Consider the following 16,924-nt stretch of genomic DNA (forward strand, 5'->3'; position numbering starts at 1 on the left):
TTTGAGATTTGACATATTATGGATATGTCAAATCTCAAAAGGTCTATCAAAAGATTCCGCAGATTTTATCCTTTGTTGATGACCATGGGGAAGATAAAATGAAAGAAGAAATTGAAGCTAATTATAAACAGATTAAGCTCGACATTGTTGGGGTTGTTGAAAGCGAAATACAACGTATTAAAAATGACCCCAATTTACAACACTTGTTGCAACAAAATTAAATAATATCGCATTTAGGTACAACATTTTCATATGAAATTTGAACGAAAGAAGCTCAAAGCTAATCTATAAATTCATGTCCCCATTCAATTAAGTCGTTAATAATAGGTTGTAGTTTTCTACCTTTTTCAGTTAATTCATATTCGACTGTAGCAGGTACTGTAGCAAAAACTTTCCTGGTAAGTATTTTATTAGCTTCCATGTTTTTCAGTTCTTTTACTAACATTCTGGTGTTTATATTAGGAACAGCGCGTTCTATTTCCTTAAAACGCATTTTACCTTCATACAAAACGTAGATGATTGACATTGCCCATTTTCCTCCCAAAATATCTAAGACGTCTTCAATAGTACATCTTGTTTTATTTTTTTTTAAATTATTTTCCATAACAAAAAATTGATAATCAACTTAAGTTTACTTTTTGTAAATACTATACAAAAGTGTAACTACTTGCAAATGTAAAGCAACAATTTCTATTTTGCAATAGAAAAACAATTAAAATTAGTTTTAACATGAGTACACTAGCAAATAAAGTTGCCGTTATTAGTGGCGGAAGTGCAGGTATAGGTCTTGCAACAGCAAAAGAATTTATAGTACAAGGGGCAAAAGTTGTTATCACAGGTCGAAATCAAGAGGTTCTTGATAAAGCTGTCGAAGTATTGGGTGAAAATGCAACAGGTTTCCGCGCTGATACGGCAAATCTAGACGACATAGATCAATTGGTTGGTTTTGTCACTTCTCTGTATGGCAAAGTTGATGTGTTGTTTGTGAATGCTGCTGGTTCTTTTCAGGAAACAATTGGAAATGTATCAGAAGAAAATTTTGATAAAACGTTAAACGTAAATCTAAAAGGGGCAATATTTACCACTGAAAAATTTATTCCAATTCTTAACGATGGAGCCTCTATTATTCATACAACTTCAATAAGTTCATATACTGTTATGGCAGGAATGAGTATATATGCAGCCAGCAAAGCTGGATTAACGGCCTATAGCAAAGCTGCTGCAATAGAATTAGCTCCAAGAAAGATCAGGGTAAACTCTATAGCTCCATCTGTGACAGCTACAGATGCTATCTATAAAGGCGAATTTGGTAACGAAGAGGTTCATGCTTTTCTTACAAGTAAAATGCCATTAAAAAGATATGCCCAACCGGATGAAGTTGCTAAATTGGTTACGTTCTTAGCTTCTGATGATGCATCATTTATTTCAGGAGCAGAATATGTCATCGATGGTGCTTCGTCTGTTAATGAGCCATTTAGAAGTTAGCCTTCTAAATATATTATTTCCATGTCATTTTTCTTTGTGAAGTAACATAGCTTCACAAAGATTTTTCAAAATTCAAAAAAATGAAAACAAAAAAAATAATTTACTGGTTTTTTACTGGTTTTTTTTCACTTTTTATGATCAATAGTGCCTATCAATATCTTACGGCGGCTCAAATCGAAGCAGCCTTTCAACATTTAGGATTTCCACCCTATTTTAGAGTTGAACTTGGTATCGCTAAAATATTAGGTGCTTTAGTCTTATTAATTCCAAAAATTCCAAAAGGTATAAAACAATTCGCCTATGCTGGTTTTGGCATTAATCTTATATCTGGTTCTATTGCTCATGGTTCAAAAGGGGATGATATTATATACATTTTCCTTCCTTTATTGTTCCTTGTAATACTTGCAGTTTCTTATATATCTTATGAGAAAATATATCAATATAAAAATATAACAAATTAAAATAATACTATAATGACTAATAAAGAAATTTCAATAGCTTGGTATAAAAACGTTGATGCTGGCAATTATGATGAAGTAAGAAAATTAATGAACTCTAACTATTCTTTCAAAAATTCATTGTCGCCAATTCCTGCTGATGGTGATACCCACATTGCTATGCTTACTATGTTTTCCTCAGCATTCAGTGAAATGCAACATACTTTTACCCGTTTTGTGAATGATGGAGAATGGATTGCCGTATATGGAACTGTAACAGGCAAACATACCGGAGATTTTACTGGGATAGCACCGACCGCTAAATCTATTTCCAATACATGGATGCATCTTTTCCATATTGTAGATGGAAAGGTTTCGGATGCTTATTTTGAAATGAATCCAGCAAATATTATAAACCAAATCAGTGTAAAGTAAATTTTTTAAAATTACTTGTTCAATAATCAATCATAAGATAAAAAAAATGAAAATATTTTCAAAAGCACATCGACACTTATCAGTTTTAATGACCATTTTTGTGAGTATATCTTTGATGAGTTTTAAAGGTGTCGGCGAGAAAAAGAAAACAAATAGAGAAGTTGTTGTAGAATGGTATAAAAATGTTGACGCGGGAAATTATCAAGAACTAAGAAAACTGATGGACAAAAAGTATTCTTTCACAAATTCAATGTCCCATATTCCTGCTGATGGCAATAGCCATATCGCGATGCTTACTATGTTTTCTTCAGCATTCAGTGAAATGAAGCATACTTTTACCCATTTTGTGAATGATGGAGAATGGATTGCTGTGTATGGTACTGTCACAGGCAAGCATGCCGGTGACTTTAACGGTCTATTGCCTACAAATAGACATATTTCCAATACATGGATGCATCTTTTCCATATTGTAGATGGAAAAGTGGTAGATGCATATTTCGAAATGAATCCTGCAAATATTGTGAGTCAGGTAAATGAATAGTAAACATAATTGTTATCTATGATTTGGAAAGTCTAAATATTATTTGTTTAGACTTTCATTTATTTTCCATCACTTTTTACAGCTTTTATTTTTGGCAAATTCAAATGAAGTAGTACAATCCTCGTTCAATACGATATGAGCATCGAATTTCTTTCCAGCTTTGCTTTTCATTCCTTTAATAAGTGAAGTTTTACTTGTGTTCAAAAGTATTTCAATATCAGCTATGCTGATTTGTACACCGCATACATTGCGGAACTGTACCCAATTACAAACCTCATCAGGACATTTGACAATCTTATCTCGAATAATAAGCCCATGACTTTTACATTTCGGGCAAATAATTTGGGGCAGGTTTTCGTGGGTAATGCTAATTTGCAATAATTCATCTGTAATAGATTTTGCATAGGTTTCTATTTCCCTTTGAAATGCAGCTACATCTGCTTCGTTATTTTCTATTTTCTGCAAATCCAACTCCCATTCGGCAGTCATTGTGGAGATTTCGGTGATATTGACCACCCGATTCCGGATCAAACTGACCACTTATTCCGGCGGAAATTGACCATGTGATTTCGGACGAAATTGACCACCATGGTTTACTAGTTAAGGGCTGTATCGGTAGCCGTATTTTTGGGAAAAGACTTCCTATAGATATGGCAAATACAACGATCAGCATGAACAAGATAAGACAGATACTAAAACTTTACCAACAAGGTCGCAGCAAGCAGTCGATCGCCATTCAGCTAGGTGTATCGCGTAATACGACAAAGAGATATCTCAGTGCTTTCCAGTCCAGCGGTTTCACCTTTGATGAGGTAAACTCTCTTGGTGACCGTGAGCTTGAGGATTTGTTCGGCAGGAGTAATGAGCGGCCACCTGACAGTCGCCTACAGGCACTACAGCGGTGTTTTCCGCGGATGGATAAGGAGCTAAAGCGCACCGGTGTTACCCGCAAGATCCTATGGGAAGGCTATCAGCAAGAATTTCCCGAAGGGCTTAAGTACACCCAGTTCTGCTTTTATTATAATCAGTGGAAAGCAATGGTCAATCCGGTTATGCATATAGACCATAAGGCTGGAGACAAGATGTACATTGATTTTGTAGGCAAGAAGCTCAACATAGTGGATCTTGATAGTGGGGAAATACAGGATGTTGAGGTATTTGTTGCCATTTTGGGAGCTAGCCAGCTGACCTATGTCGAAGCAGTAGGAAGTCAAGGGAAGGAGGATCTGATAAGTGCTTGCGAAAACGCACTACACTATTTTGGCGGTGTACCTTTGGCGATTGTTCCAGACAATCTCAAAGCGGCCGTAACCAAGAGTAACCGGTATGAACCCACTCTGAACGAAACTTTTGCCGACTTCGCTGATCACTACCAGACCAGTGTTCTGCCCACCAGAGCCTACCGCCCACGGGACAAGGCTCTAGTGGAGGGAGCAGTAAAGATAGTCTACAGTAGAATATATGCCCCGCTGCACAAAAACACATATCATAACCTAAAGGATCTCAATGTTGCCATACAGGAGCATCAGGAACATCATAACAATGGGATGCTGAAAGGTCGTAACTACAGCCGTAGGCAGCAGTTTGAAGACGTTGAGCGCGCTGTACTCGGCGCACTCCCTGTATCCCGTTACGAGTTCAAAAAACTCCATTACGCTACGGTAATGAAGAACGGCCACGTGTGCTTAGGGGAAGACCGACACTATTACAGCGTACCTTACCGTTTCATCGGTAAGAAAGTCAAAATGCTTTATTCTAGGAATGCTCTAGAGGTCTTTTATAACTATGAGCGTATCGCATCTCATCTGCGGGAACGGGCAACCTATGGATATACCACCCAGAGTACACATCTGGCCACTACGCACCGCTTCATCACGGAATGGACTCCTGAGCGTTTTCTGCAATGGGCAGAATCTATTAGCCAGGAGGTAAAGCTTATGATCCAGCGGATACTGGAACGCAAACAGCATCCCGAGCAGGCCTACCGATCCTGTGTTGGTATATTGGGGTTTGCTAAGAAAGTCGGGAATGACCGCCTTTCAAAGGCCTGTGGCCGAGCGCTAAGCTATGGTGTCTACAATTACAAGACCGTGCAGACCATACTGGCCAACAAGATGGACGACTACCAAGAGAATCCATTTGCCGAGCAGCTGCCCATGCCCGAACATGAAAATATCAGGGGTGAAGAATATTACAAATAACACATAAATAATAGTCAAAATGAATACGGAAACACTTGAAAAATTACGTAAACTGAAGTTCCATGGTATGTACCATGCTTTCAGAAGCTCGCTAGAAAGCGGCCGTTACGACAGCCTTACGGCAGATGAGTTGCTTGGACAGCTAGTGGATGCCGAATGGGACGATCGTCATAACAGGCGTATTACCGGCCAGATATTCTATGCCAAGTTCCGTTACAAGGCGGCAGTGGAAAATATAAACTATGAGGTCTCCCGCAATATAGAAAAGAACCTAGTCAAACGCCTAGCCGACTGCTCCTTTATTGAGCGGAACGAAAACCTACTTATCACGGGCAGCACAGGCATAGGAAAAAGCTATATCGCCACGGCACTGGGATATCAGGCCTGTATTATGGGGTACCGGGTGCTATATGCAAATACCCCTAAACTCTTTGCGCGTTTGAAGATGGCCAAGGCTGATGGCACTTATATCAAGGAAATTGCTAAAATAGAGCGACAGCAGCTCCTTATACTCGATGACTTTGCGATACAGCCTTTCGATGCCCCAAGCAGAGCGGCGCTAATGGAAATCATAGAGGACAGACACGGTAAAACGTCCATGATCATTACATCACAATTACCTGTCAGCGCATGGTACGAAGTAATCGGTGATAAGACTATCGCAGATGCCATACTGGACCGGATTGTACACGATGCACATAGGATGGAACTAAATGGTGAATCTATGCGAAGACAACGATCAACGTCAACTGAAAATAACACTAAAACGCAAACTTTATAATTACTACTTTTGAGGATAATGCTGATACAGTTCCCAGCTAACTTCGCCAGCAAATCAGGTGGTCAATTTGCCACGGAATCACATGGTCAACTTCTCCGAAATATACACCTTATGGAAATATTGTTTTTCCAGACAAATGGACAAAGACAAGTTACAACCAAGTAAGTAAACAGCATTTCTTTATAAACAACGACTCGACAACTGTTGCTGTAACTAAAAATCCGAAAGACAAATATCCATTTTATAAAACCAATCAGACAGACAATGAATTCGTAATTGAATTTGTAAAATGGGACGCAGAATATTGGGAAAAACAAGGTTTGACGGTTACTACTGTTGACAACCAAGTAGAAAGGGGTTACATTTTGTGGGAAGCAAAAAGTGATGAAAAAAACGTGAATACGATTTTTCTTTTTGGTTCTAAAAATGGCTTGGCATACAACTTTTCAGGTACTTCAAAAAAATGGACTGAAACAAAAATTAAGGACTTTTTAGTGCAACTATTTAATAACAACTAAGACGACAGAGAAAGAACACCGAATCGCTAACAGCAGTTTTGCAAAAGCGGAGGGTTCGTGCTTCGATGACAGTGAAGTGCTAAATTCAAGTTTTGTTCATCTAATGAAGTTTAGTGCTGAAAATCCCCGCCTTCGCAAAGCGGCAAAACTTTATGCGTAATTAATAACCAAACTATGTCTAAAAAAGAAATATTAGACTTATCTGACTTTTTAAACTCTAATATTCCAGAAAATTTATATCATTATACAACAATACAAGGATTTCAAGGAATAATTGATAATAGCGAAATTTGGATGAGTAGTTTATTTTATCTAAATGATAAAAGTGAATACAAACTTGGGGTTGAGCTATTAAAAAAGCATTTAAATATATATAAGAACGGTTTTTCTGTTCTAAAGGCTACCAAGTATTTTGTTGAAGCATTAGAATCTGCAATTCAGTATATTGAATCTAATAAATCAATTTTTATTCTATCTCTAACTGCTAATAATAATTTACTAAGTCAGTGGAGAGGTTACACAAACAATGGAATTGGAATTAATTTAGGTTTTAAAAAAGATTTTTTCAAAAATAACAAACTAAATATATTCAAATGTATTTATGATATTGAAGTTCAAGATAAAATGATTTCTCATTTAGTAACTGAATCAATTTTTTTATTTGTTGGTATTTGTCACGAACAAGGTATTTTTGAAAATCAAGACAAGTATGAATTAAAAGAATTTGATAAAGCAGTAACAATTGCTGGAAATGGATTTATGAATAGAGGAGTACTTGCTTGTTCACTGATAAAAAACTCACATTTTGTAGAAGAAGATGAATGGAGAGTTGTTTACTCAAAAAAGGAACTAGAAACTAACTTTTTAAATAGAGGTTTGTATTTAAAGCCTTTTATTAAATTTCCTATTAAAAACTTAGAAAGCATAATTTCAGAAATCAATGTAGGTCCTAATCCAGAACAAATTCTATGTGAAATATCAATTAAGGCATTTTTAAAAAAACATAAATTAATAAATTCGAAAATATCTTGTTGTGAAATACCATATAGAAATTAACTAAACATAACATTGTCTTGTCCTGAAATAGGTTTATACCTAAATCAGGCAAAAAATGGAAGAAAAAAGGTTTAAATCAAAGCAGCGGCCGAGCCGTTATTTCAGTGTAAAGCAAAAGCATGAAATCATCCGTGCTTATCAAGAAGGCGGTAAGTCTAAACCACAGATCTGGCAAGAATTTACTGGGGAACCAGCTGATAAAGGACAGATACTGAAATTTATGCGACAACTTGGTTATATTGGTGAAGGGAGTACGAAGAAGCCCCTTACATTCTATATGGAAGACAAAAAAGCAAAAAAAGTTTCCACAGGCGAACTCAACGTATAACCTGACCAAAGAGGTGAAATCGCTCGTCTTAAACGTGAGCTAGAAGAATCTCGGATTAGGGAAGAGTATTATTTGACAATGATAGAGAAAGCCGAAAGACGATAAAAATGGTCATGGAAATATTTGTTTTCAAATTATAAATTCACTAATTCCAGAAGCAAACTATTATATTGTTAAAGTATTTAAAAAACAATTGATCACTAACTTAAATATGCTTAAAACTGCTATTCAAATTTGTATTAACAATAAAGTTGACATTATTAATATAAGTGCGGGTTTCACTTCCAAAACAATCCCGCATTCATTAAAATTGCTTTGCGATAGGGCATTCAATGAGGGAATTCTCATCATTGCGGCGAGCAGCAATGATGAACTAATATCTTTTCCAGCTAATTATGAGAAGGTATACAGCGTTGAACTAGTCAATGAAAAAATATAGAATAGCTAAGGCGTCAAAAATTTCACGAAAAAAGACCTTTTTATTTCTGCTGAATACCTTTCAAAAGAAGGCGCTACAATTTGCACAAGTTTCGCCTGTGCGAAGATGACCGCTATAATTGGTAAAACCTTAATGATCAAAGGCAAGATTAGCTCCATAAATCTGAGTAAAGAATTAATTGCAAATGGCACAAATAATTGAAAAATGAATAAAACCAAACTCTTAACGATGCTGATGGTTATTTCCACATCGTTTACTTTATATGCGCAAAAGGATTGTCGAATTTCCGGTCACGTAAAGGACGAAGAAGGAAAAATTATTCCACAGGTGACCATTGCACTACGGTCATTAAAAGATTCATCCTTAGTGAAAGGAACATTTTCAAATGAAAGTGGATACTATGCACTTGAAGACGTTGATCAAATGGATTATATAATTCAATTTTCTCATGTAAACTACCACACAACATATAAAAATATAGCCTCCAGCAAAAATTTGATTATGGAAGATGTTATCCTTTTCAACAATAATTCAATAAAATTAGGTGAAGTAGAAGTCAAAAGCAGGAAACCTTTATTAATAAGATCAACGGACAAACTGACACTAAACATAGAAGAGAGTATTTATGAAAATGGAGAAAATGGACTTAGACTCCTCAATATAATTCCAGGGGTCAATGCAACTGGAAAGGAGATAAAATTTCGAGGCTCAGAAGGAGTTACAATCTATATTGACAATAGGAGATTGCAGCTGTCTGGCGACCAACTCATAGCTTATCTTCAAAACATACCTTCAGAATCAATAAAATCTTATGAATTAAAAACAGTTCCCGGAGCAGAAAATGATGCCCAAAATGCTGGTGTTATAATTAATATCGAATTAAAATCTGAATATAAATTTGGCTTATCGGGAAATCTAAATGCCGGGTACTGGTATAATGGCTATAATAATGGAAATAACTCAGCAATGTTAAATTATAGAACTGGTAAATTGACATTTCAGGCCGGGGGTAATTACAGAAACTCCCCAGCATTCTATGAGGATGATATTGTTCAGCAAATCAAGGAAACTGGTTTAAACAGTCGACAAAAAGAAAAATATACTGAAAAATTTGATACTTACGGATACAACTTCGGAATTGACTACCGTCTAACGGAGAAACAAACTTTAGGAGCGAATTATACTATGTTCACAAATCCAGGCGATAGGGACAATACAACAAAGACAACTACTAGTTTTTTGCAGAATGATAGCCCAGCATCAGTTGATTCAACACAAATAAGTAAAAAAAGAGATAATTTCTATTATAAAAGTCAAATGGCTAATTTGTTCTATAGGAATAAATTTGATAGCCTTGGTAGTAAATTAGACTTGGGCTATAGCTTAGTAAAATACTATTTAGACAATCCTTCCACAGTTGAAACAAGTTTTTTAAACAAAGATCATATCGAAAGCGGAATAAGAGATAGCCTGTTTACTCATAATATCGGGAACTCCTATGCCCATGTTTTTAATATAGATCTTGAGAAAAATTTTAAAAATTCACTTGAGTTTAGCGTGGGTGCTAAATATTCAATTTCAAAGACAAATTACCTAATGGAATATAGGAAAGGGCTCACAGATTTTTCTCCATTGGACTCACAAATGTCTAATGATTTTCTATACAACGAAAAAATATTAGCATTCTATACTACGATTTCAAAATCGTTCAAGCACTGGCAGTTCAAAGCAGGCCTGAGAGCGGAAAATACAGTTTATGACGGTAATTCTTCTTCTGGAGATCAAAAAATTTCAAATAACAGATTGGATTGGTTTCCCTCTGCCTACATAAATAGAAAATTGGGTGACAATCATTCACTTACTTTTTCGTATGGGAGGAGAATAAATAGACCGGGATTTAGACAATTGAACCCATTTACATTTTTTACCAGCGCAAACAATATTCAAGAGGGAAACCCCAAGTTATTACCATATTCCAGTAACAATATTCAATTGGAATATTTATTAAAAAACAAATATTCATTTACTGCTGGTTTCCAAAATACACAAAATGGCATAGCAACCAGAATCAACAATTTAGATGGACTTATAATTTCCAAAGATGAAAACATAAGTGATAATCATAATTTTTTCTTATCAGCTTATATTCCAATTAAAATTACTAAATGGTGGGAATTCAATATAAATACTACTTTGAGGAATACAAAAATAGATGTTGCCACTTTACCGGAGGTCCATCGTTCAAAATTCTCTCAAAACTTATGGGCCACAAATAGAATCTACCTTCCAAATAAATACTTTCTGGAAATTTCAGGATTTTATAATCGAAATGGTTTCTACGATTTCTATGATGCTCATAATGTTGGAAAAATTGATATCTATGTCAAAAAAAGCTTTTTCAATGATAAATTAACCACCCGACTCGAAATAGGTGATCCATTTCACTTGTTTAAGCCTGGACAAGATATTAACACTCCTACCTTTGTCAGAAATGTATACAGAAATAAAATAGATTTTAGCAGATACGTTGGTGTCTGGTTCAACTATAGTTTCTCAAGTGGCAAAAAATCGACTTATAGAGAGTATATCGATGCGGGCGGTAATGAGGTTAGAGGAAGATTGTAAGATTTAATTTTGTAATAAATTGGAAAAATAATCCAAAAGAACGAGCCGGTGGATTCGGAGTCGATGGGATTAGACGATCTAGTATCTCAATTACCGAAATCGAAATCAAAAAATTACAAGACGATTGGAAAAACTACGTTAAATTCGATATACCAATCTATCCGAAAAATTTCTCTGGGAAAGGAATAGTTATTTGCGCAGGTGGAATTCGCTATTTCACATGCGCATGGATAAATATCTTATTATGGAGGAAAAATGGATGTAAATTGCCTATTGAATTGTGGCATAGGAATGGAGAAATTAACCAGGAGATAATTGACCAATTAAGTGAACTTAATGTTGAATGTAAAAATACAATGCATTTTTCGTCGATTGATTTTATTAGTTATTCGATAAAGCCATTTGCGATAATTAATAGCTCATTTCAAGAAGTTCTATTCTTGGATGCAGACAATAATAGTATGAGTGATCCTTCCTATTTATTTGATGATCCTTCCTATTTGGAATCTGGAGCATTATTTTGGCCAGACTTTTGGAAAACATCCTCGGAGAATGCAATTTGGAAAATATTTGAATGCAACGACTTTGATGAGTTTGAGTTTGAAACTGGACAAATCCTAATTGACAAGGAAAGGTGCAGGAAAATCGTATGCAGTCATCAATAATTTTATCAAGCAACACATCGAAAAGGGCTATGCGGTCTAAATCTATGATTTCAAGTTTGACGACCTTTCCACGATTGCCTATAACCATTTGCTGAAACATTCCGATAAGTATAAGGTAAAGCCCAAGTTTTATGTCATCAATTTCGATGACCCACGTCGAAGCCACCGTTGCAACCCTTTAAGCCCTGTCTTTATGACGGATATATCCGATGCCTACGAAGCATCCTATACCATCATGCTTAACCTCATATGCCGAACTTGAAAACTTGGACATACTGGAACATGCTGACCCCTTTGCGAGTAGTTTTTGTTACTTAGTGATCAAACAATATGGATCACTGATGGCTGGAAAACCAAAACAAAGGAGTCAGATAAAGCAATTAATTAGACTGTATCAGGACGGCAATGGAATAAAAACAATTGCCCACATTCTTGGAATGAGTTAGAATACAGTGCGTTCTTACCTTAAAAAGATGGCCGACGGAGGGTTCAATACCGAAGAACTGCTTAAACAGGAGGATCCTTTATTAGAAAAATCTTTTCATTCAGGTAATCCGGCATATAAGGCAGCTAAGTTTAAATACCTGAAGAGCCGTCTTGATTATTACGAAAAAGAACTTAAGCGTACCGGGGTCAACAAACAGTTGCTCTGGCAAGAGTATATGGAAAGCGACTCCACTGGTTATAGCTATCCACAGTTCACTTATCATTTAAGGCAGCAGCTTATCTTCTGAAAGGGCAGCATGGTGATGGAACACATCGCAGGCGACAAACTGTATATTGACTTTTCTGGAAAGAAACTCCATTATATCGACCGATCCACAGGTGAGATGATGGCCTGTGATATATTTGTTGTGTGCCTTCCTTTTTCGGATTACGCGTTTGCTGTTGCCGTTCGCTCTCAACAAACGCCCGACTTTCTTTACGTGCTAAGCAAAAAACAGTGGTTTCGCAGCGCTGATGTTAGAAGAATGCTTGGCTTTCCTTGGTACATTACAAACCCTACGTATCAATGGTAAATTACCCTACCGTAAAATTGGGGGTAGTATGTTTTATCACGCCAGTAATATTGAAAAAATGTTGAAGGAAGGTCTGTAGTACATTGTGTATTACTCATACCTTTTGGATTAAATAATCTATTTAAAAAGTTAAGTTTTAGGGTGTCAAATAAAAAAACGATCTTCATCTGTAGAATGCGTTAAAGGGGCAATTCCGATAAGTCTTAGCTTTTGGGTTGAATTATTTTCAAATTTATGAACCTGATTTGGTTCTATAGAAAAACAATCTCCCTCTATAACATTTATTTTATGTTCCCATATTAGTAGCTGTCTATGAGTTATATGTCCTAAATGAATAGTTCCTTTTCCTGAAAGTACAAAATATGTTTCTATACCTACCTTATGAAAATGTGCTGGTATAAATTGGCTAGGAGCTAATTCAATAGCAAAAATAGTTGTGTCTTTATCACCTGTAAGACGCGCTAGTTTTACTCCAACGTTTTGGTCATTATCAATCAAGTTTAATACGGTATTGATATTATTTACATCCATTTTATATGTGTTTAAAAGTTTGTATCAAGCCATTTCCAAAAGACCAGTTTTCTTTAGCTTCAATCTCCGTTAGAAGAATGATTATTTCATTCGATGAAATGTTAGCATTTAATCGAATGTTATCAGTGATTTTTTTGTACAAAAGCTCTTTTTGCTTTATAGTACGACCTTTTGCAGCAAAAATTTGGATAAAAATAATATTTGATGAATGTTTAATATTCAAATACTCGCTAGGGTATTTTATCCGTTTTTCATTAAGGGATTCTATAATGTGAAAATAGTCATCTTTAGGAATATAGAAGATGTCTATTAATGCTTGATGAATAGACAAAGAGACAATATCGATTGTTTCTTGTTGATAGCTATTTGAGAGTGATATTCTTACAAGTGGCATAATTTTTCAAATTTTAATTACACCACAAAATTCCCAAAAGTATTTTGTTTTTAACCTTGATGTAGATCAAGACTTTTTAAACGAGATAATGTTTCTGGACGGATCTTTAAATAGGATGCTATTAGATGTTGAGGAAAATCTTGTTCAATAGTTTTGCGAGTAGCTATCAATTTTAGATATCGCTCTTTAGCTTGTAGTTTTACTAGCGATGTTTCTTTAAAACACTTATTAATAAAGAGTTCCTCAATTATATTTTTAAATAGTAATAAAAAGTAATGCTCTGAAAGTAATTGGTTATACATGGTTTTATCTATAACGTAAATTACAGTATCAGAATAGACTTTGATGAAGGCTGGAGAAAGTATTCCTGTTGAAAAACTTCTATATGAAGTTACTATAGTATTTGCACTATAGAGTTCACTTACAATAAAGTTTCCATCTGCATCTTCAAAGTAGGAATACAGTGTGCCGCTTTCTACTATACCAATTAAGTCACATAGCTCATTTTCACGTACAAAAAATTCATTCTTTTTAAGTTCTATTTTGCGTGCAACTTTTTTGAAAAGAGTTATATTTTCTTCTGTGAGCATAAATAACTAATCTTATTAAATGTTAAGTAAACATAAACATACAAAAAAGTAAATTTAGAAAATAAAGAAAAGTGTAATACAAACAAACCTGTCGAAAAGCCCTGTTAAAAAAAAAAATATTACAAAAATGAAAAATAATATTATTCGTGCTTTTAAAAGGATTAGAGAAACATTTAACATATTTTAAAAAAAATATGTATATTTAAGGATAAACTTTTTTATATGAGAAAAAATATTCTTATTTAGTATGATAGCACTAGGAGTGTTAGCATATTCGAATGCTGCAGAAAAAGTTATCACCGCTTGTGGTACCGCAGAAAATGGGCATTGAAAAGGGGTAGATGTTATAGTGGAGTTTCTAAAACTTCTAAATACCCAATTAAAACCTGCGTAGGAACTACAACTTTCGGCGACTTAGAGCTTGGTGACGTAACGGCATAGTAAGCAAAGATTTATTAAGTATATACTTGAATAGTAATTTTACTGTGCAAGTATTTTATAACTACCAGTTATGTTTTTAAAGATTAACCTTTTTTTGATACTCCTTTTAAGTATTAACCAATTTTGTATTGCACAATACAAAATTTATTTACCTAAAAATACTGGGTATAATTCTGGTTACGCTACAGTAATAAACCACAATCAATATGTAAGAATTTTCAATAAACAAAGTAAAAAACAAGTATTTATTGAATTTTATGATCTCACTACGGGAAAACTGGTTAATCAACTAGCTATCAACAACTTGAATCTCGTGGAGTCATTCTATTTAGAATCTAATAACACATTTTGGCTATTCGACGAAGGAAAGGGAACTCTTATAAAAACAGTTGATGGTGTGAAAAAACAAGAAATAGATGTATTTGGAAATATTTCTATCCCTAAATCTGGATATTACCCTTATGCAGGAGACATGAAATGGAGCCCTATCCATTTTTATAAAAACAATTTTTACTTAATTAATAGTTTTGATAGAACCGCTAAAAATACAATTAAGAGAGTTACAGATAAAGAATTTATACAATCAGTAAATATTTTAACTAAAAAAGTTGGTAATAAGGCACCATTGCCTTGGCTTTTTTTTGAGCGTGACTATGGTATGATGAATAAGTTTTCATCCTTACGCAAGGAGAACCTTATTATCATAGCACCTAATTTTTCTAATGAAATTTTCTTGTTTAATCTGGAAAATGGAAATTTAATTTCACCAATTTTAGATAATAAGAATAAATATTATTCTATTGCTGAACCATTACTTACAAAAGATAAATTTGATATTTCGGGGATTAGTGAACAAGATTGGTCTATTAAAATGGAACAGCATTTTAAAAATAACAATGAATATATTAATATTATCTATGACCCCTATAAAAAGCAGTATTATAGAACGCTATTAATAAAAGATCCTAAATTAAAAAAGGAAACACCTTTAGAAATAATAGTCCTTGATGAGGATTTCGCTTTTGTAAAAGCGAAAAAATTAAATTCAGATTATAATCCTGCCGGTATGTTTGTTACAGAAAAGGGGATAAATATTCTTAATTACACAAAATATAAAGAGAATAGTGACATCCTAATTTTCGATACATTTAAATTATAATTCATGCTTAATAAAACACACTTAACGACTTTTCTTTTTAGTATACTAATAATAATTGTTAAAGGGCAAAGTACTGTAAACACAAATATTAAGGAAAAACCTATTTATAGGGTTTTTTATGAACATGAACATGTACGCGACACAGCCAACCCAGACAAAGTATATAAACAAAATATGGTTTTACTAGTAGGTGATAAGCATTCTCAATTTGTAAGCTTTGATAAATTGATAGAATATAAGGATACTGAAAAAGGAATGTTTACAGAATTTAGATCAGGAAATACTAACTTTAAAATTACGCCTGGAAAAATAAATATACCTGAAGAAATCATTTTATCTTACGCATCTAATGACGTGATCATAAACACTTATATGGCGCATTACTGTCATTATACCGATAGCATACCTGAAATTAAATGGGAAATTAAGGATACAACAAAGCTAATAGAAGGGATAGAATGTACTCTAGCTAATACCACATACTTGGGAAGAACTTGGAATGCTTGGTTCTCCCCATCTATACCTATTCCTACCGGCCCATGGTTTTTAAAAGGATTACCTGGAATTATTTTAGAAGCTCAAGATTCAAAATCAGAGGTATTGTATAAGTTTGTCCGTATGGAAACGGCTACCATACCAAATGAAATTATCGATTATCAAAAAGATAAATATAAATTCATTTCTTTGACCGATAAGGAAAAAAATGAAAAGTATTCTAAACAGGAATACAATAAACAGTTAGATTTAGCACGGAAAGATAGAGCCGCCTATTTTCGTTACATGAGTGAAAAGTATGATTTCAACACTTTTGGAACACTTATTAATTATGGTTTAACAAATCATCTCTCATGGTCTAGTATCATACTAAATCCTATTAATTTAGATAAAAATTAAAAAATATATGAAAAACTTGATTTCAATTTTTCTCCTAATATTACTTTCATTTTCATCTAATAAAAATACACCAAAAAGTAGTAATTTAAATTATAAAGCGTTTAGCTACTGGATAGAAAGTCAAAATAAAAAACTTAGTGATTCTATAATAATAATAATACCTGATGTTGGCTGTACAGGGGATAATTCGTCCGCTTAAAAGTATTTCTACAAAAATTTTTCTAATGAAAAGAATCTATTTGGTTTTACTAAAATTTCTGACTTAAAAATGTTTAGAGAAATTGTTAACGAAGATTTATGGTCTAGAATAATTTATTAATAGATAGTACAAATAGAATGATTACCTATGGAATAGATTCAATCTACCCTTTATTAATCGAAAAAA

21 protein-coding genes and 2 pseudogenes are annotated in these 16,924 nt (G+C 34.1%); 18 read left to right on the forward strand and 5 right to left on the reverse strand.

The window, feature by feature from the left end; translation table 11 throughout:
- Positions 1-8 precede the first annotated feature (8 nt).
- On the forward strand, positions 9-221 hold the full coding sequence (locus ACL9RF_RS02350) for a hypothetical protein (protein ID WP_422798984.1): 213 nt from the start codon (positions 9-11) through the stop codon (positions 219-221).
- Between the two features lie 59 nt (positions 222-280).
- On the opposite strand, the gene ACL9RF_RS02355 is transcribed toward ACL9RF_RS02350, so the two are convergent.
- Positions 281-604 (reverse strand): winged helix-turn-helix transcriptional regulator, encoded by a 324-nt coding sequence (locus ACL9RF_RS02355; RefSeq protein ID WP_422798985.1) that lies wholly within the window; start codon positions 602-604, stop codon positions 281-283.
- A 125-nt stretch (positions 605-729) separates the two neighbouring features.
- Here ACL9RF_RS02355 and ACL9RF_RS02360 point away from each other — a divergent pair, with 125 nt between their 5' ends.
- The 4 genes from ACL9RF_RS02360 (at position 730) to ACL9RF_RS02375 (ending at position 2,898) form a co-directional block, all read left to right on the forward strand.
- The gene (locus ACL9RF_RS02360; RefSeq protein WP_422798986.1) at positions 730-1,485 is read left to right on the forward strand and encodes an SDR family NAD(P)-dependent oxidoreductase; all 756 of its coding nucleotides are present in this window, start codon (positions 730-732) and stop codon (positions 1,483-1,485) included.
- 80 nt (positions 1,486-1,565) lie between these two features.
- A complete protein-coding gene (locus ACL9RF_RS02365) occupies positions 1,566-1,946 on the forward strand; it encodes a DoxX family protein (RefSeq protein WP_422798987.1) in 381 nt (126 codons plus the stop codon).
- A gap of 12 nt (positions 1,947-1,958) precedes the next feature.
- On the forward strand, positions 1,959-2,357 hold the full coding sequence (locus ACL9RF_RS02370; protein ID WP_422798988.1) for an ester cyclase: 399 nt from the start codon (positions 1,959-1,961) through the stop codon (positions 2,355-2,357).
- 46 nt (positions 2,358-2,403) lie between these two features.
- The gene (locus ACL9RF_RS02375) at positions 2,404-2,898 is read left to right on the forward strand and encodes an ester cyclase (RefSeq protein ID WP_422798989.1); all 495 of its coding nucleotides are present in this window, start codon (positions 2,404-2,406) and stop codon (positions 2,896-2,898) included.
- A 69-nt stretch (positions 2,899-2,967) separates the two neighbouring features.
- Here the strand turns inward: ACL9RF_RS02375 and ACL9RF_RS02380 are convergent, their stop codons facing one another.
- Positions 2,968-3,387 (reverse strand): topoisomerase C-terminal repeat-containing protein, encoded by a 420-nt coding sequence (locus tag ACL9RF_RS02380; RefSeq protein WP_422798990.1) that lies wholly within the window; start codon positions 3,385-3,387, stop codon positions 2,968-2,970.
- A gap of 161 nt (positions 3,388-3,548) precedes the next feature.
- Between ACL9RF_RS02380 and istA the strand changes: the two genes are divergently transcribed.
- The 10 genes and pseudogenes from istA to ACL9RF_RS02430 all read left to right on the forward strand — a co-directional run bounded on the left by istA (position 3,549) and on the right by ACL9RF_RS02430 (position 12,530).
- The gene (istA, locus tag ACL9RF_RS02385; protein WP_422798991.1) at positions 3,549-5,099 is read left to right on the forward strand and encodes an IS21 family transposase; all 1,551 of its coding nucleotides are present in this window, start codon (positions 3,549-3,551) and stop codon (positions 5,097-5,099) included.
- A 19-nt stretch (positions 5,100-5,118) separates the two neighbouring features.
- Positions 5,119-5,880, forward strand: coding sequence for an IS21-like element helper ATPase IstB (istB, locus tag ACL9RF_RS02390; protein WP_422798992.1), 762 nt, complete (start codon positions 5,119-5,121; stop codon positions 5,878-5,880).
- A gap of 692 nt (positions 5,881-6,572) precedes the next feature.
- Complete coding sequence (locus tag ACL9RF_RS02395; protein WP_422798993.1) at positions 6,573-7,454, forward strand: DUF2971 domain-containing protein; 882 nt, start codon at positions 6,573-6,575, stop codon at positions 7,452-7,454.
- A 55-nt stretch (positions 7,455-7,509) separates the two neighbouring features.
- A complete protein-coding gene (locus ACL9RF_RS02400) occupies positions 7,510-7,782 on the forward strand; it encodes a hypothetical protein (RefSeq protein ID WP_422798994.1) in 273 nt (90 codons plus the stop codon).
- A 112-nt stretch (positions 7,783-7,894) separates the two neighbouring features.
- Positions 7,895-8,221, forward strand: a pseudogene (locus tag ACL9RF_RS02405) (S8 family serine peptidase); the annotation flags it as partial.
- 204 nt (positions 8,222-8,425) lie between these two features.
- Positions 8,426-10,846: an outer membrane beta-barrel family protein gene (locus tag ACL9RF_RS02410; protein WP_422798995.1), complete on the forward strand. Its 2,421-nt coding sequence runs from the start codon at positions 8,426-8,428 to the stop codon at positions 10,844-10,846.
- Positions 10,847-11,031: 185 nt separating this feature from the next.
- The gene (locus ACL9RF_RS02415) at positions 11,032-11,511 is read left to right on the forward strand and encodes a hypothetical protein (protein ID WP_422799979.1); all 480 of its coding nucleotides are present in this window, start codon (positions 11,032-11,034) and stop codon (positions 11,509-11,511) included.
- Positions 11,480-11,758 (forward strand): annotated as a pseudogene (locus ACL9RF_RS02420) (conjugal transfer protein TraG); the annotation flags it as partial. The gene ACL9RF_RS02415 and the pseudogene ACL9RF_RS02420, both read left to right, overlap by 32 nt.
- Before the next feature lie 226 nt (positions 11,759-11,984).
- Entirely contained in the window at positions 11,985-12,245 is a 261-nt protein-coding gene (locus ACL9RF_RS02425; protein WP_422798996.1) for a hypothetical protein, read from the forward strand.
- Positions 12,246-12,260: 15 nt separating this feature from the next.
- Positions 12,261-12,530: a hypothetical protein gene (locus tag ACL9RF_RS02430; protein ID WP_422798997.1), complete on the forward strand. Its 270-nt coding sequence runs from the start codon at positions 12,261-12,263 to the stop codon at positions 12,528-12,530.
- Between the two features lie 144 nt (positions 12,531-12,674).
- Here the strand turns inward: ACL9RF_RS02430 and ACL9RF_RS02435 are convergent, their stop codons facing one another.
- Genes ACL9RF_RS02435 through ACL9RF_RS02445 form a run of 3 tightly spaced genes read right to left on the reverse strand, consistent with a single transcriptional unit; the run spans position 12,675 to position 14,045 of the window.
- Positions 12,675-13,061 carry a cupin domain-containing protein gene (locus tag ACL9RF_RS02435; RefSeq protein WP_422798998.1) on the reverse strand — a complete coding sequence of 129 codons (387 nt, stop codon included), beginning with the start codon at positions 13,059-13,061 and terminating at the stop codon, positions 12,675-12,677.
- Position 13,062: 1 nt separating this feature from the next.
- Entirely contained in the window at positions 13,063-13,455 is a 393-nt protein-coding gene (locus ACL9RF_RS02440; RefSeq protein WP_422798999.1) for a tautomerase family protein, read from the reverse strand.
- Positions 13,456-13,505: 50 nt separating this feature from the next.
- Positions 13,506-14,045, reverse strand: a complete 540-nt coding sequence (locus ACL9RF_RS02445; RefSeq protein ID WP_422799000.1) for a Crp/Fnr family transcriptional regulator — start codon at positions 14,043-14,045, stop codon at positions 13,506-13,508.
- A 511-nt stretch (positions 14,046-14,556) separates the two neighbouring features.
- On the opposite strand from ACL9RF_RS02445, the gene ACL9RF_RS02450 reads away from it, so the two are divergent.
- From ACL9RF_RS02450 to ACL9RF_RS02460, 3 genes are read left to right on the forward strand one after another with little or no spacing between them, the layout of a single operon-like run.
- Positions 14,557-15,645, forward strand: a complete 1,089-nt coding sequence (locus ACL9RF_RS02450; protein WP_422799001.1) for a hypothetical protein — start codon at positions 14,557-14,559, stop codon at positions 15,643-15,645.
- 3 nt (positions 15,646-15,648) lie between these two features.
- A complete protein-coding gene (locus ACL9RF_RS02455) occupies positions 15,649-16,539 on the forward strand; it encodes a GLPGLI family protein (protein WP_422799002.1) in 891 nt (296 codons plus the stop codon).
- Positions 16,540-16,546: 7 nt separating this feature from the next.
- The gene (locus tag ACL9RF_RS02460; protein WP_422799003.1) at positions 16,547-16,738 is read left to right on the forward strand and encodes a hypothetical protein; all 192 of its coding nucleotides are present in this window, start codon (positions 16,547-16,549) and stop codon (positions 16,736-16,738) included.
- Positions 16,739-16,924: the final 186 nt, after the last annotated feature.

It is taken from the genome of Sphingobacterium sp. Mn56C, assembly GCF_049319645.1.
Classification (GTDB): Bacteria; Bacteroidota; Bacteroidia; order Sphingobacteriales; family Sphingobacteriaceae; genus Sphingobacterium.

Excerpts from the sequence above, each read along its gene's own strand:
- ACL9RF_RS02365 (WP_422798987.1), top strand. The coding sequence starts at position 1,566 with ATGAAAACAAAAAAAATAATTTACTGGTTTTTTACTGGTTTTTTTTCA.
- ACL9RF_RS02445 (WP_422799000.1), bottom strand. The coding sequence starts at position 14,045 with ATGCTCACAGAAGAAAATATAACTCTTTTCAAAAAAGTTGCACGCAAA.
- ACL9RF_RS02425 (WP_422798996.1), top strand. The coding sequence starts at position 11,985 with ATGGCCGACGGAGGGTTCAATACCGAAGAACTGCTTAAACAGGAGGAT.
- ACL9RF_RS02450 (WP_422799001.1), top strand. The coding sequence starts at position 14,557 with ATGTTTTTAAAGATTAACCTTTTTTTGATACTCCTTTTAAGTATTAAC.
- ACL9RF_RS02460 (WP_422799003.1), top strand. The coding sequence starts at position 16,547 with ATGAAAAACTTGATTTCAATTTTTCTCCTAATATTACTTTCATTTTCA.
- ACL9RF_RS02400 (WP_422798994.1), top strand. The coding sequence starts at position 7,510 with ATGGAAGAAAAAAGGTTTAAATCAAAGCAGCGGCCGAGCCGTTATTTC.
- istB (WP_422798992.1), top strand. The coding sequence starts at position 5,119 with ATGAATACGGAAACACTTGAAAAATTACGTAAACTGAAGTTCCATGGT.
- ACL9RF_RS02430 (WP_422798997.1), top strand. The coding sequence starts at position 12,261 with ATGGAACACATCGCAGGCGACAAACTGTATATTGACTTTTCTGGAAAG.
- ACL9RF_RS02380 (WP_422798990.1), bottom strand. The coding sequence starts at position 3,387 with ATGACTGCCGAATGGGAGTTGGATTTGCAGAAAATAGAAAATAACGAA.
- ACL9RF_RS02395 (WP_422798993.1), top strand. The coding sequence starts at position 6,573 with ATGTCTAAAAAAGAAATATTAGACTTATCTGACTTTTTAAACTCTAAT.
- ACL9RF_RS02370 (WP_422798988.1), top strand. The coding sequence starts at position 1,959 with ATGACTAATAAAGAAATTTCAATAGCTTGGTATAAAAACGTTGATGCT.
- ACL9RF_RS02440 (WP_422798999.1), bottom strand. The coding sequence starts at position 13,455 with ATGCCACTTGTAAGAATATCACTCTCAAATAGCTATCAACAAGAAACA.
- ACL9RF_RS02355 (WP_422798985.1), bottom strand. The coding sequence starts at position 604 with ATGGAAAATAATTTAAAAAAAAATAAAACAAGATGTACTATTGAAGAC.
- ACL9RF_RS02375 (WP_422798989.1), top strand. The coding sequence starts at position 2,404 with ATGAAAATATTTTCAAAAGCACATCGACACTTATCAGTTTTAATGACC.
- ACL9RF_RS02360 (WP_422798986.1), top strand. The coding sequence starts at position 730 with ATGAGTACACTAGCAAATAAAGTTGCCGTTATTAGTGGCGGAAGTGCA.
- ACL9RF_RS02410 (WP_422798995.1), top strand. The coding sequence starts at position 8,426 with ATGAATAAAACCAAACTCTTAACGATGCTGATGGTTATTTCCACATCG.
- ACL9RF_RS02435 (WP_422798998.1), bottom strand. The coding sequence starts at position 13,061 with ATGGATGTAAATAATATCAATACCGTATTAAACTTGATTGATAATGAC.
- istA (WP_422798991.1), top strand. The coding sequence starts at position 3,549 with ATGGCAAATACAACGATCAGCATGAACAAGATAAGACAGATACTAAAA.
- ACL9RF_RS02455 (WP_422799002.1), top strand. The coding sequence starts at position 15,649 with ATGCTTAATAAAACACACTTAACGACTTTTCTTTTTAGTATACTAATA.